At 49.7% G+C, this 13,289-nt stretch carries 9 protein-coding genes, 1 pseudogene and 1 riboswitch; of the genes and pseudogenes, 9 read left to right on the plus strand and 1 reads right to left on the minus strand.

Features of this window, described 5'->3' with window-relative positions; translation table 11 throughout:
- The first annotated feature begins 349 nt into the window (after window positions 1-349).
- The 5 genes from JCM10914_RS12305 (at window position 350) to JCM10914_RS30175 (ending at window position 4,574) form a co-directional block, all read left to right on the plus strand.
- The gene (locus JCM10914_RS12305; RefSeq protein WP_023961298.1) at window positions 350-1,711 is read left to right on the plus strand and encodes an FAD-dependent oxidoreductase; all 1,362 of its coding nucleotides are present in this window, start codon (window positions 350-352) and stop codon (window positions 1,709-1,711) included.
- 127 nt (window positions 1,712-1,838) lie between these two features.
- Window positions 1,839-2,405: a DUF4352 domain-containing protein gene (locus JCM10914_RS12310; RefSeq protein WP_023961300.1), complete on the plus strand. Its 567-nt coding sequence runs from the start codon at window positions 1,839-1,841 to the stop codon at window positions 2,403-2,405.
- A gap of 203 nt (window positions 2,406-2,608) precedes the next feature.
- On the plus strand, window positions 2,609-3,196 hold the full coding sequence (locus JCM10914_RS12315) for a TetR/AcrR family transcriptional regulator (protein ID WP_023961302.1): 588 nt from the start codon (window positions 2,609-2,611) through the stop codon (window positions 3,194-3,196).
- 116 nt (window positions 3,197-3,312) lie between these two features.
- Complete coding sequence (locus JCM10914_RS12320; RefSeq protein WP_023961304.1) at window positions 3,313-4,245, plus strand: MFS transporter; 933 nt, start codon at window positions 3,313-3,315, stop codon at window positions 4,243-4,245.
- Between the two features lie 8 nt (window positions 4,246-4,253).
- The gene (locus tag JCM10914_RS30175; RefSeq protein ID WP_231638627.1) at window positions 4,254-4,574 is read left to right on the plus strand and encodes a hypothetical protein; all 321 of its coding nucleotides are present in this window, start codon (window positions 4,254-4,256) and stop codon (window positions 4,572-4,574) included.
- Window positions 4,575-4,646: 72 nt separating this feature from the next.
- Here JCM10914_RS30175 and JCM10914_RS12325 read toward each other — a convergent pair whose 3' ends face one another.
- Window positions 4,647-6,473, minus strand: a complete 1,827-nt coding sequence (locus JCM10914_RS12325; protein ID WP_023961307.1) for an APC family permease — start codon at window positions 6,471-6,473, stop codon at window positions 4,647-4,649.
- A 161-nt stretch (window positions 6,474-6,634) separates the two neighbouring features.
- Window positions 6,635-6,830, minus strand: a riboswitch (cyclic di-AMP (ydaO/yuaA leader).
- Between the two features lie 426 nt (window positions 6,831-7,256).
- Here JCM10914_RS12325 and JCM10914_RS12335 point away from each other — a divergent pair.
- The 4 genes and pseudogenes from JCM10914_RS12335 (at window position 7,257) to JCM10914_RS12350 (ending at window position 13,245) form a co-directional block, all read left to right on the plus strand.
- Window positions 7,257-9,322 (plus strand): annotated as a pseudogene (locus JCM10914_RS12335) (molybdopterin-dependent oxidoreductase).
- 271 nt (window positions 9,323-9,593) lie between these two features.
- Window positions 9,594-10,571 carry a sugar ABC transporter permease gene (locus tag JCM10914_RS12340; RefSeq protein WP_023961314.1) on the plus strand — a complete coding sequence of 326 codons (978 nt, stop codon included), beginning with the start codon at window positions 9,594-9,596 and terminating at the stop codon, window positions 10,569-10,571.
- 12 nt (window positions 10,572-10,583) lie between these two features.
- A complete protein-coding gene (locus tag JCM10914_RS12345) occupies window positions 10,584-11,483 on the plus strand; it encodes a carbohydrate ABC transporter permease (RefSeq protein ID WP_023961316.1) in 900 nt (299 codons plus the stop codon).
- Between the two features lie 67 nt (window positions 11,484-11,550).
- Window positions 11,551-13,245, plus strand: coding sequence for an extracellular solute-binding protein (locus tag JCM10914_RS12350; RefSeq protein WP_023961318.1), 1,695 nt, complete (start codon window positions 11,551-11,553; stop codon window positions 13,243-13,245).
- Window positions 13,246-13,289 lie beyond the last annotated feature (44 nt).

A 13,289-nucleotide genomic window follows, 5' to 3' on the forward strand; every position in this document is an offset into this window, starting at 1 on the left:
CAGTGTCGATCGATAAAATAGGACTGTCCCTGTCATGGCGTAATCAGCTCATGATGAGGGCGGTCCTTCTCTTTTTATACGATCGGTTGTTTCAAGCGGCACATATTCCGTTATTAAAGTACAAAGGCCGCTTATCGATTAGCCGTCTGCCCGGCTGGATAATGTAACGCAATCAATACGCCAGTTGACATGTGATAATATTCACATTATAATCAAAGTATAAAGTGAATTAATTCACAATATAGTGATCATGATTCATTTTGTTATTTTAAGGGCTGCACAGGCATGAATCTGGGCCAAACAGCTCATCTTAATCAAGATATAGCTTATTATTGGAGGAGGAAAAACCATGAAAGTCGCCGTTATCGGTTGTACCCATGCGGGAACGTCCGCCATTAAGAATATTGCCAAGCTTTATCCAGATGCCGCTATCACCGTATATGAACGCAATGATAATATCTCGTTCCTCTCTTGCGGCATCGCTCTTTACGTGGGAGGTGTCGTTCAAGATCCGCATGGCCTGTTCTATTCCTCACCGGAAGAGCTTGCACAGCTCGGGGTAGACACCAAGATGCGCCACGAGATTATCTCGGTGGATACGGATCGCAAAATTCTGAAGGTCCGTAATCTTGAAGACTCGGGTACCTTCGAGGATACGTACGACAAACTGATCATGACCACAGGCTCCTGGCCAATCGTGCCTAAGCTTGATGGCATTGAACTGGATAACATTCTACTCTCGAAGAACTATCGGCATTCCAATACGATCATTGAGAAGGCGAAGCAAGCCGAACGAATTACGATTATCGGTGCCGGGTATATCGGGGTGGAACTGGTTGAGGCGTTCCAGCATAACGGTAAGCAAGTCACGCTGATCGATAGCGAGGAGCGCATCTTGAATAAGTATCTCGATCCGGAATTTAGCGATAAGCTCGAAGCTTCGTTTCGGGACAAGGGCATCGTCCTGGCCATGGGCCAGACGGTAACTTCCTTTGAAGGCGAAGCTGGCAAGGTAACGAAGGTCATCACTGACCAAGGTGAGGTCGATACGGATCTCGTTATTCTGTGCATTGGCTTCCGTCCGAATACGGAACTGCTCAAAGGCCAGGTGGAAATGCTGAAGAATGGCGCGATTGTAGTGGATGAATATATGCAGACGAGCAAGCAGGATGTGTACGCTGCCGGCGATTGTTGTTCCGTCCAGTACAACCCGACCGGTAAGATGATGTACATTCCGCTGGCAACTAATGCCGTTCGCATGGGGACGCTTGTTGCTCGCAATCTGGTGAAACCTACCCTTGCGCATCCGGGAACACAAGGTACGTCCGGTTTGAAGATCTACGAGTACAATATCGCCTCCACGGGTCTGACAGAAGGTGCGGCTAACGAGCAGGGACTGACCGTTGAGACCGTCACGATTCAAGATCATTATCGTCCGGAATTTATGCCGACTTCGGAATCGGTTCTGCTCAAGGTCGTCTATGAGACTGATTCACGTCGCATTGTCGGTGCGCAAGTACTGTCCGAGGCCGATTTGACACAGTCCATGAATACCTTGTCCGTATGTATTCAGAATCGAATGACTATGGATCAACTGGCGTTCATCGATTTCTTCTTCCAGCCGCATTATAACAAGCCATGGCATTTCCTGAACCAGGCTGGGCTTGAGGCATTGTCCGAGGCAAAGGTCCCCGATTCTGTGCATGTTTAAATGTCGGCATAGAAGGCCCCTGATTCGGGGGTCTTTTTCTTGTTTATGAAGGAATATGAGCTTTGGCAGCGAATTGGAATACGTCCGAAACATTACATAAAGTCTTACAGGAAGGTAGGATAAGAGAATGAACAAAAAATGGATATGGATTTCAGCCGTATTGTCGGCCATGCTGTTGTTGGCTGCTTGTGGTAACGATGAGACGAAACCACCGGCAGACAACCCGCCAGTCGTACAAGATAACGAAGAGACAGGTTCAGCGCCAACGCAACAAGAGAAGGAGCCGGTCGCACCTGGCGAGATGAAGCCGATCGATGTACCGGCGGCGGTGGGCGATACGATCGATTATCACGGAGCAGTCGTTACGCTGAACAGCGTGCGTGATTCAGATGGCGATGATTATCTCAAGCCTCAGGATGGCCATACGTTTAAGGTCGTAGATGTTACCGTGAAGAACAACGGGGACGAGCCGCTGGTTGTGTCATCCGCTTTGTCCTTTTCCTTGACCGATGCCACGGATCTTAATTATACCGTTGCTATAACGGATGACGTAAGTATGCTGGATGGCACAATAGCTCCGGGTGAAGAACTCACGGGGGAAATTCCGTATCAGGTGTTGAAGGATGCCGAAGACCTGCAGCTAAGCTATGGCGATCCGATGAAAGAGGGAAGGGCGATCTGGTCGCTTGATTAGCATTATCGCCTATATGTTCTGAGAAAAGGGTCTTGCCTTGGCAAGATCCTTTTTGTGTCAGTGCCCCTTTACATAGCTAACGTCTTCGATTAATATTAAACCGTACAGTCGGTTTTATATTTTGGTGTGGGCCTGTCTCCAATACATGCAACATGCAGGCTCGCTTAATAGCGCTTGAAATACAGCAAGGAGTGTTATGATCAATGACTTCAGAAAAAGCAAAGCGTACGCGGGATCTGATTCTGGATAAAGCGAAGGAGCTGTTCATCCAGCGCGGATATACCGCTACATCGATGGATGAACTGGTGAAATACACAGGCGCAAGCAAGGGCAGTATCTATTATCATTTTCAGAGCAAAGAGGATCTGTTCGTCAAGCTGTTAGCCAAACAGAATCAAGAATGGATGGAAGCCTGGGACGACAAGAAGACCGATTTCCACGGCTTCGAGGAGAAGCTGTACGGCATTGCCGATCATATGGTGGATGATTTTCAGAACCCGTTGACCAAGATTGCCGAAGAGTTCCATATTAATCAACCGGAGAATGCAGCCATTGTGGGCGAGATGTTGTTGATCCTGCAAGGTCCGCGCACGCTTTACCGTGAGATTATGAGCGAAGGCGCAAGGGAAGGACACATACCGGAGCAGGATATCGAAGAGATCGCAATTATATTTGGTGCCCTGCTGGATGGAATGTCGGTTGCCTCTTATTACGAGCGCTCCGGGGAGGAATCAAGAGAAATGTATCGCAGGGGAGTGACGTACTTTCTGAACGGTGTGCTGCCCAGGTAACTCGCAAGCATATAGCTACTGATTCAAGGGAACTGACATCAGCGTTCTGAACGCGGGTTGACCTTCTCACACACATAATTAAACCGAATAGTCGGTTTTAAAATGGGGGATAGAGTATGAGACATCTGTTTGGTAACCGCGCGTTCGTCTTGCTCATGGTTTCGGACTTTATGCAAAATATCGGGATCTGGATCCGCAACATGGCCCTATTATTCTTCATTATGGAGAAGAGTAATCATGATCCGGTCGCCGTATCGCTCCTGACCGTGATTGAATATGCGCCGATCTTTGTCATTTCGATGATCGGAGGCGTGCTTGCCGATCGCTGGCGGCCGAAGCGAACGATGATCTGGGGGGATATACTGAGCTTCTTATCCGTCCTGCTCATTCTGTTCGTTGTGATATCGGGATATTGGCAGGCGGTGTTCGCCGTTACGCTCGTATCGGCCGTCGTGTCCCAGTTCTCCCAGCCTTCATCAATGAAGATTATTAAGCGATGCTTGCCTAATGAACATGTTCCGGCCGCCACGGCCCTGTCTCAAAGCTTCATGTCACTGTTCATCATTTTGGGGCCGATGGTCGGAACGACGATTTATCAAGCGTTCGGCCTGCAGGCTTCGTTAATCAGCTTGCTGGTGTTATTCGGAGGCTCAGCTTTGGTGCTCTCCTTTCTGCCTTCCAGTGTCGATGAGACTCCGAAGGGCTCCGAATCGGCTTCGTCGGGCTCCATGTTAGGGGATATGAAGGCCGGCTTCAGCTACATCGTTTCCAGTCCGTTATTGAAAGTGCTGCTGCTTGTATATGTCATCATGGCACTGGGCGGCGGCCTTGTTCAACCGCTTGATATATTTGTTATCACGGAACGGCTGCAACTGGAGATGTCCAGCGTCCAATGGTTTACGGCGCTTGAAGGAGTGGGCATGCTGATTGGCGGTGTGATTGCTGCCGTCATTGCAGGTAAGGTGAAGGGGAATTACTTGCTGTTCGCAGGGCTGTCCTTCCTAGGAATCTCGACCTTTGTGAGGTACTGTCGCAATGGCCGATATTAACAGGCGCGATGCGTCTGATTACGGGAGTGTTGATGGCGCTGGCGCAGACGGTATTAATGGCGGTCATGATGCAGCAGGTGGACGAGAAGTATATCGGCCGTCTGAATGGGGTGATGATGCCAGTCTTTACGGGCATGCTGCTCATCGGCTCAGGGATAACCGGATGGTTTATGGCGGCAACTTCTATCGTTGTCGTGTACTTTACCGCGGGGACCTTGTTCCTGATCTCCTCATTCATCAGCATGAAGCTTCCGCTCAATAAGGCACCGGTTCAGCAGCTCGAAGCACCGGCACAGACAGCGCTTCAGACAGATGCGGTTAAGCTGTGAACAGGATAAAGCTGCGATCCGTCCGTCCTTCAATAGGTACGGAGGGTCGCAGCTTTTCGTTTGCATGAAGCGTTATTTTTTTAAATGATAGGGTACGGTTGTGATAATGACATCTCGTCGATACAGCAGGTGCGCACGGATGAGTAGGCTGGATTGATTGTGCAGGAAATTATGCCAGCCTTTCTTCGGAATGAACTGCGGAATGACGACGGTCACTTGATAGTCGGATTCGTGGGCCTTGCGTTGCACGGTATCGATGAATTTGGTCAGCGGTTGCAGAATGCTTCGGTAGGGGGAGTGCAAGGTTACAAGTCTTACACCGGGCTGCCATTTGTTCCACTTCTCCTCGAAGGCCGCCTCTTCTTCCCGCTCAAACGGAACGTAGACCGCAATAATCTGACCGGCTCCAAGCGATTTGGCATAATTCAGAGAATTCTCCACGACATGCGTGATACCGGCCACGGGTACAATGATGATATTGCCTTCAATCGGTTTTACCGGCTCACAGGTTGTAATCCGTAGCTGGTCGGCTACGGCCTCATAATGCTTGCGAATCCGGATGAAGATCCAGATGATCAAAGGCAGGAAGACCACAACCGACCACACTTGATTGAATTTCGTCAGGAAGAATATCATCGTCACGATAAAGCTGATGCCTGCACCGGTGGAGTTGATGATGAGCTTCGCGATCCAGCCCTTCGGCTTCTCGCGAAGCCACTTCAGCATCATCCCGGTCTGCGAGAGTGTGAAGGGGATAAACACGCCGACGGCATACAAGGGAATCAGATGCTCGGTTTTGCCTTCAAACGCCAGGAGCAGCACAATCGACAGGAAGCCGAGGATGATGATTCCGTTAGAATACCCTAACCGGTCGCCGCGGACCGTGAACATGCGCGGGATAAACTTATCCTTTGCCAGATTAACGGCCAGCAAGGGGAATGCCGAATAACCCGTGTTAGCCGCAAGGATCAGAATAAGCGCTGTCGTTCCCTGGATAAAATAATAGAAACCGTTCCGACCGAAAGTCTGCTCGGCGATCTGGGAGACGACGGTAACTTCGGAGCTTGGATTCACGCCATAGTAATAAGCGAGAAAGACAATTCCCGAGAATAACACGGCCAGCAAAACGCCCATGGCTGCGAGGGTCTTAGCCGCATTATGCGAAGCGGGCTCCTTGAAGTTCGGAATAGCGTTGGAAATCGCCTCGACTCCTGTCAGAGCGGAGCTGCCTGAAGCGAACGCCCGCAGCAGCAGGAATAGACTTAGTCCGGCAACAGGCGTACCGATCGGCGTATGCAGGTCCGGAGATACATGACCGGTGGTGATGTTAAATAGCCCTACTCCAATCATCAGGACCAATGCCAGCACGAACAGATAGACGGGATAAGCCAGGACTGAAGCTGACTCCGTAACCCCTCGTAGATTTAATACGGTAAGGCACAGGACCAACACGATGGAGATCGGTAGATTATAAGCATGCAATTCCGGAAAAGCCGACGTGATCGCATCTGTCCCGGCGGATACGCTGACGGCAACCGTTAGAATGTAATCGACGAGCAGGGAGCCGCCGGCAACGAGCCCGGGATACATGCCTAAATTCTGTTTGGAGACTACATAGGCCCCGCCACCCTGCGGATAGGAAAAAATAATTTGCCTGTACGACAAGATAAGTGCCAGCAGCAAGACCAATACGCCCACAGCAATCGGTATGGAATACCAATAGGCCGCTGCGCCAACCGTAATCAAGACCAATAGGATTTGTTCAGGCCCATAGGCAACGGAGGACAAGGCATCGGACGAGAGGATAGCCAGTGCTTTGGTTTTGTTCAGCTTCTGCTCGCCCAGCGCAGTTGACTTGAGCGGTCTTCCAATGAGGAAGCGCTTAATTGAAGATAACACGGTGATCACCCCGATTTAGATTAAGTTCATGATGTTACATGGTTTGAAGAGTGCTTAATCGGGTGTGTTTTATGCGCTAGACATGTGACTATCCCCATTCGTATGTTGATTTCAGGCAAACAAAAAACACAGGTTAGGACCTGTGTTTCATCACAAGTTCACAACCCTCTCCATCAACGCTGACGAGGTTAGCTGTCGGATTCGGGCGGTGAGAGTCGCCCTATCTGATGAACACGCGGCATAAGGAAGCGCCTGTCATCGGAATTCACCCCAGGGTATGGTCAGTGGATTATATCTAATCCATCCATACATGTGGTTCCCCCGCTCTCCATATCGGAGATTAAGCGATTATCCCGTGAATAGGAGTATGATATTGAAGCTGAATAGTATATTACGCCTGCTGCATTCTTTTGTAAAACATCGCTCAGAGCAAATTGAAGCAGAATTACTGATAAAAAATGTAAGAAAAACGTTTACATATTAATGTGGCTTTGACAGGCTCAGTATTTTGCATTTTATCTGCGGAAATCATCACCACAAACAAATTCGCCATGCTGGTCTCGGGGGAGGAGACGCTAGCATGGCGAATTTTTTGGGAGTGGTCCATGATACGGCAAGAAGAGGAAGGGTCTGGGTTCCTCTTTTGCTCTTGTTAGAAATATACCCGCCTACACAAGCGATGAATCACATCGCTAGAAAAAAATGTATGACTTTACGCAATCTCTTCTTTTCTTATAAGATAAAGGGTATGAATGCAGCGTAAATCTTGGAGGAGGCAGTCAGATGATTCATCAGCAAGATGGCGTATTCCCGGCGGTATGTCCGCTGGATTGCCCGGATACATGCGGCCTGCTGCTGCATAAAGAGAACGGGCGAATTGTAAAGGTTACTGGTGATCCGAACCACCCAATCACACAGGGAGCGATCTGCAATAAGGTGCGTAACATGACACATCGGGTATATCACCCGGAGCGAGTGCTCTATCCGATGCGAAGAGTAGGTCCTAAGGGTGAGGGCAGCTTCGAACGCATCAGTTGGAACGAAGCGGTGCAAGAGATCACGGGACGCTACAAGCGGCTGATCGAGGAGCATGGCTCGGAGAGCATTCTGCCTTACAGCTTCTATGGCAATATGGGCATATTGAGCGTGGATGGCATGGATCGTCGTTTCTTCAACCGGCTGGGTGCCAGCCGGTTGAAGCAATCCATCTGCAATTCGGCGGGGAATGAGGGCTGGATGTCCGTGATGGGCTTTAACGGTGGCACGGTGCCGGAAGATACGGTTCTGGCCGACGTTATTATCGTATGGGGCGGCAATATCGTCAGCACCAATATGCATCAGGTGGTGCTTGCGGAGAAAGCACGCAAGGCTGGTGCCCAAGTCATTGTTATTGATGTGCACAAGAACCAGACCGGACAATGGTCCGACTGGTTCATCCCGCTCTTTCCCGGCACGGACGCGGCACTGGCTGTCGGACTGATGCACATCATGTTTCGAGACGGAATGGTACACGAGGAATTCCTGCAGAGCTACACGCTAGGATACGAGGAGCTTCGTGAGCATGTTAAAGCATATACGCCAGAGCACGTGTCCCGTATCACCGGCATTCCTGCGGCGGATATCGAGAAGCTGGCGGAGGTTTATGGGCGGGCGAACGTTTCTTACATTCATATTGGCAACGGTTTGCAGCATCACGACAATGGCGGGTTGACCGTGCGCAGTATTGCGTCGCTTCCGGCTTTGACGGGGCAATGGCTCAAGCGAGGCGGGGGAGCGGCCAAGTCGAACGGCGGTTATAATAGCATGGATAGCGAAGCGTTGGAGCGTCCGGATCTGAGACCGAATCCAGACGCTCGAACGATCAATATGAATCGGATTGGTGCGGCGCTGGCTATGACGGAGCGGCCGATCAAGTCCGTGTTCGTCTATTGCAGCAATCCGCTGGTCGTCGCTCCGGACACGGAGCGGGTGCGAGCAGGGTTTGCCCGGGAGGATCTGTTCACCGTGGTCCATGATCTGTTTATGACCGATACAGCTAAGTATGCGGATATCGTCCTGCCGGCTACCTCTTCGTTCGAGAATACGGACATATTCGGTTCGTATTGGCACCAGTACATTCAGCTGCAGGAACCGGTCATCCGGCGCTTGGGGAGAGCAAGAGCAATGTCGAGTTGTTCTCCATGCTGGGCCTGGCCATGGGATTCATGGAGCCAGCATTCGAAGAGACCGAGGAAGAGATGATTGCCAGGGCCCTTGACTATCCGGACAACCCGTATCTGCACGGCGTGACGCTGGACAAGCTGAAGAAGGATCGCCGCGTGAAGCTTGATATGTCACCGCTGGAGTCTTATCTGGAACGTCTTCCGACACCATCTGGACGAATTGAGCTTTACTCGGCTCAACTGGAAGCGGCCGGTCTGCCGCCGCTTCCGACTTATGTGCCGCTCAAGGAAGGGTACGATGGCGTAAGGCGAGGTCGCGGGCGTAAATACCCACTGATGTTCATCTCACCGCCGAATCATAACTTCCTCAACTCCACCTTTGCTAATGTGGAGAAGCACCAGAAGCTGGAGAAGGAACCCTTGCTCCAGATTCATCCTGAGGATGCGCAGGAACGTGGATTGCAAGATGGTGATATGGTTACCGTCTTTAACGACCGCGGAACATACGAGGTGCGGGCGAAGATCACGGATCGAATGCTTCCGGGCACGGTAGTCAGCCAGGGCTTGTGGTGGGAGGGTGACGGCCGGAAGCAGCGGGCCAACGCGTTGACGCCTGACAGGCTGTCCGATCTGGGCGGAGGGGCCACCTTCTTCTCTACCGTAGTCGAGGTTAACCTAAAGCAATAGACAATTGACAATCTCATATGGAGTAGGTTGATGAGACTATTCATGGGACGGGCTGCCGTCTTAGGAATAGTCTTTTTTCATTTGTAGACGATCCTTTTATACTTTTGCAGGATGTGTAAATCATGACAATCCCTTCGAAGTATAAAAAATCGAGGGTTTGTTATATAGTTTCATCCATTGTCCGCAGGTAGAATTGTTGTAGCAACTAGTGCTGGTCTAATAGTCATCCGTATGCGCTCGGAATTTTCTTTGAATACATGGGAGGAAGAATATGTCCCCATCCGCACCGAAACAGCAAGCGGCCACAGCTGCCGCACAGCCTAAATTACGCAGCAGAAGCTTTTTGTCGCGCCTCATCCGGCAATGGGAAGTTCAGCTAATGGTCATTCCGGGTATCCTTATTGTCTTTATCTTCTCGTACTTGCCGATGTATGGGGTACTGACCGGGTTCATGGACTATAACCTGTTCACAGGCTCTAACATCTGGGAGAATCCTTGGGTGGGCTTCAAACATTTCGAAGCTTTCTTCGCAGCTCCGGAGTTTGAACGGCTGATCCGCAATACGATTGTGATCAGTTTACTGAAATTTTTCATCGGCTTTCCCGCTCCGATTATACTCGCGCTAATGCTGAATGAAGTTCGTCATATGGCATTCAAGCGCATCATCCAGACCATTACTTATCTGCCGCATTTCATGTCCTGGGTAATCGTTGCCGGCCTCGTCATCGCGATGTTGTCAACGGAAAATGGAACAGTCAATATGATTCTGCAGCAGATCGGAACGATTGATGAACCTATTAATTTTCTATCGATGAAAGAATATTTCCTCACGATTCTGCTCTCGGCTAATGTGTGGAAAGAGATAGGATTTGGCTCGATTGTCTATCTGGCCGCCATAGCTGGTGTAGATCCTCATCTATATGAGGCTGCGGATATTGACGGGGCGAGCAAGTTCAAACAGATCTATTTGATTACGCTGCCATCCATTATTCCAGTTGTTGTTATCTTCATGATTCTTGCCATAGGCAACCTGGTTAACGCTGGCTTTGAAGATATCTTGCTGCTGGCTACCAATCCTGTTGTCAGGCCTGTCGCGGACGTCATAGACACCTATGTATATCGCGTCGGACTAGGTTCACACCGTTATTCATACGGTGTTGCCATCGGATTGTTCAAGGCGATCATCAGCATCGGATTGCTTACCATCGCCAATTACATCGCTCGCCGTTCCGGCAACAGTCTATGGTAGGAGGCCGCTTGTATGTTAAAGAGAATTAGTTATGGCGACAAAATAATGATGGTGGTCATCTATTTATTGTTAACGCTGCTAGCCATGTCTACGCTTTACCCGTTCTGGAACGCCATCGCGGTGTCCTTTAATGTCGGTGTGGATACGGCTAAAGGGGGAATTACCTTCTGGCCCAGGGAATTCACGCTGCAGAATTATGAGATCATTCTGAATGATAGCCGTTTGCTGAATGGATTTCTTATCTCGATCAGTCGGGCGGCGGTCGGGACCGTAACCGCGGTCTTCATGACCGCGCTGCTCGCATATGGCATGACCCGAACGTATTTAATAGGCAGAAGCTTTTACATGGTGTTCTTTGTATTCACGATGTACTTCAATGGCGGCTTAATTCCTACCTACCTGCTGATCCGTTCGCTTGGACTGATGGATACGTTCATGGTGTTTATTATTCCTGCCTTGATCAGCGTGTGGAACATGATCATATTTCGTACCTTCTTTAAGGGTCTGCCGTCCGGACTGGAGGAATCAGCTTATCTTGATGGCTGCAGCACATGGGGGATTTTCTTCCGAATTATTTTGCCTCTGTCTGGACCCGTCATTGCTACCTTGTCGTTATTTACGGCTGTAGCACATTGGAATGATTGGTTTATGCCGAGTATTTATATCACCAACAACGATCTGATGCCGATTCAGACGATTCTTCGCGAGACGCTTAATGCCAATATCGTTACAGAACAGACCGCTATGCTGGATACGAGTTCGATGGCATTAATGGAGAAGACCAAACAGATTACATCGAAGTCGCTGACGATGGCGATGATGATTGTCGTCACATTGCCGATCATGCTGTTGTACCCGTTTTTGCAGAAATATTTTGTAAAAGGCGTGCTGGTCGGATCATTAAAGGAGTAATGGCTTTGGTTTCAGGCGAATACCGCTTTGAACATATATTTGGGAAATGAAGAGAGGGGTTTGGTTCATGAAGAAGAGTTCAAGACCTTTGCTAGTCCTGTTATCGGTCTTGCTGCTGCTTATGACCGTATTGGCTGGCTGCAGTAAATCAGGCGGCACCACCAGTGCACCTGAGACACCACCAAAGGCGCAAGACCCGGGGAACAAGACAAATACGGACGAAAAGCCACCGGCTGAAGACGAAGTAAAGTGGGTTCTGGGGGAGAAGCCGCTGGAATTTACAGCTTACGCACACTATGAAGGCACGAACTTTCCGGCATGGGAGAGCACACCGGCCGGTAAATGGCTCAGCGAGAACAAGCAGGTTAATATCAAGATGATTGCTGCTGCGGGAGCCCACACACAGAAATTGAGTGCGATGATGGCCTCGGATCAATTGCCAGAAATGATCTGGACGGATCGGAATCATCCGGATATGGAGCGGCTTCGGGAGGCAGGGAAGCTCGTAGCCTTCGACGATTACCTCGATAAATACCCGAACCTGAAGACCTGGATGGGTGACAATCTCAACATGCTGCGCTCGGATGACGGCAAGTTGTACATGTTCCCGAACTGGTACACTTCCAGACCCGCAGGTAACGCGGGGTATGTGGTAAATAAGAAGATCTATGATGAGCTGGGGCAACCGCCGCTTGAGACAACAGACGATCTCTATCATTATTTAGTGAAGGTTAAAGAGAAATACGGCACCAGCATCATACCATTTGAGCCGCACCGTGCACAGGATATGCAAGGACTTGGGGTATTGTATACGGCATTTGGCGAAGGTACGCTTTATACTTATCTGAACAGCTCGCTTAGGGGTGTACCGAAGGACGGCAAGTTGATCTCTGTGTTCGAGGATCCAGTGTTCCGCGAAGCGCAGAAGTATATTGCCAAATTATATCGTGAGAAACTGATTTCTCAGGATGCCTTTAACCAAACGGAAGATCAGGTGTTGGAGAAAGTCATGACGGGACGTGTGGCTGTATTTGCAAGCTCCAGTCCGACGACAATGGCAGGTGAAGCGCAGGAAGAGCTAATCAAAACCGATCCGAATGGCGGATATTTCATGATCTGGCCGATTCACAAGCCAGGCCTGGATAAGAACAAAGTCTATCCGGGGACTTATACCAGTCTTGGTTGGAATGCTGCTTACATTACGACAGCTGCCAAGGATCCTGAAGCGATCTTCGCCTTCCTTGATTGGTACACAGGTCCAGAAGGAATGAATCTTCAATTCTTCGGACCCGAAGGTAAGAACTGGGAAGGATTCGACAGTGAAGGTAAACCGAATTTCACCGCGAATTATGACCCGAAAGAAGTAGCTGAAATTCAATCCAATAATGATCCGATCATGTTTGTAGGTAATACAAGTTACATCGATCCTGCGAAATACAAGTACATGGCGGAGCTGCCGTTCGAGGAACAGGATTGGAGAACGAAGTACCAACAGACCATAACATGGCCAACGCAATATAACGTGACTGAGTTCATTAACCTGAACCCTGCACCGGATTCGGAGGAAGGTATCATCAAAACCTCTGTTGATGAACTGTTCCTTGAGATTTATGCCAAGTCGGTCATGGCCACAAGCGATGAAGATGTCGACAAGATTCTCGATCAAGGCAATAAGGATTTAATGGCACTGGGATATGACAAACTGCTGCAGTGGCGTACCGAACGTTGGCAGGAGAATGTCAGCAAGATGAAGCAGCAATAATAGCTTAATAGACGTATGTGTTACAGAGTCGGCATCCCAAAGGG

It is taken from the genome of Paenibacillus sp. JCM 10914 (assembly GCF_001315105.1).
Classification (GTDB): domain Bacteria; phylum Bacillota; class Bacilli; order Paenibacillales; family Paenibacillaceae; genus Paenibacillus_AQ.

What these genes read in the sequence shown, in the direction of transcription:
- JCM10914_RS12345 (WP_023961316.1), top strand. Translation starts at nt 10,584, where the DNA reads ATGTTAAAGAGAATTAGTTATGGCGACAAAATAATGATGGTGGTCATC.
- JCM10914_RS12315 (WP_023961302.1), top strand. Translation starts at nt 2,609, where the DNA reads ATGACTTCAGAAAAAGCAAAGCGTACGCGGGATCTGATTCTGGATAAA.
- JCM10914_RS12340 (WP_023961314.1), top strand. Translation starts at nt 9,594, where the DNA reads ATGTCCCCATCCGCACCGAAACAGCAAGCGGCCACAGCTGCCGCACAG.
- JCM10914_RS30175 (WP_231638627.1), top strand. Translation starts at nt 4,254, where the DNA reads ATGCGTCTGATTACGGGAGTGTTGATGGCGCTGGCGCAGACGGTATTA.
- JCM10914_RS12305 (WP_023961298.1), top strand. Translation starts at nt 350, where the DNA reads ATGAAAGTCGCCGTTATCGGTTGTACCCATGCGGGAACGTCCGCCATT.
- JCM10914_RS12350 (WP_023961318.1), top strand. Translation starts at nt 11,551, where the DNA reads ATGAAGAAGAGTTCAAGACCTTTGCTAGTCCTGTTATCGGTCTTGCTG.
- JCM10914_RS12320 (WP_023961304.1), top strand. Translation starts at nt 3,313, where the DNA reads ATGAGACATCTGTTTGGTAACCGCGCGTTCGTCTTGCTCATGGTTTCG.
- JCM10914_RS12310 (WP_023961300.1), top strand. Translation starts at nt 1,839, where the DNA reads ATGAACAAAAAATGGATATGGATTTCAGCCGTATTGTCGGCCATGCTG.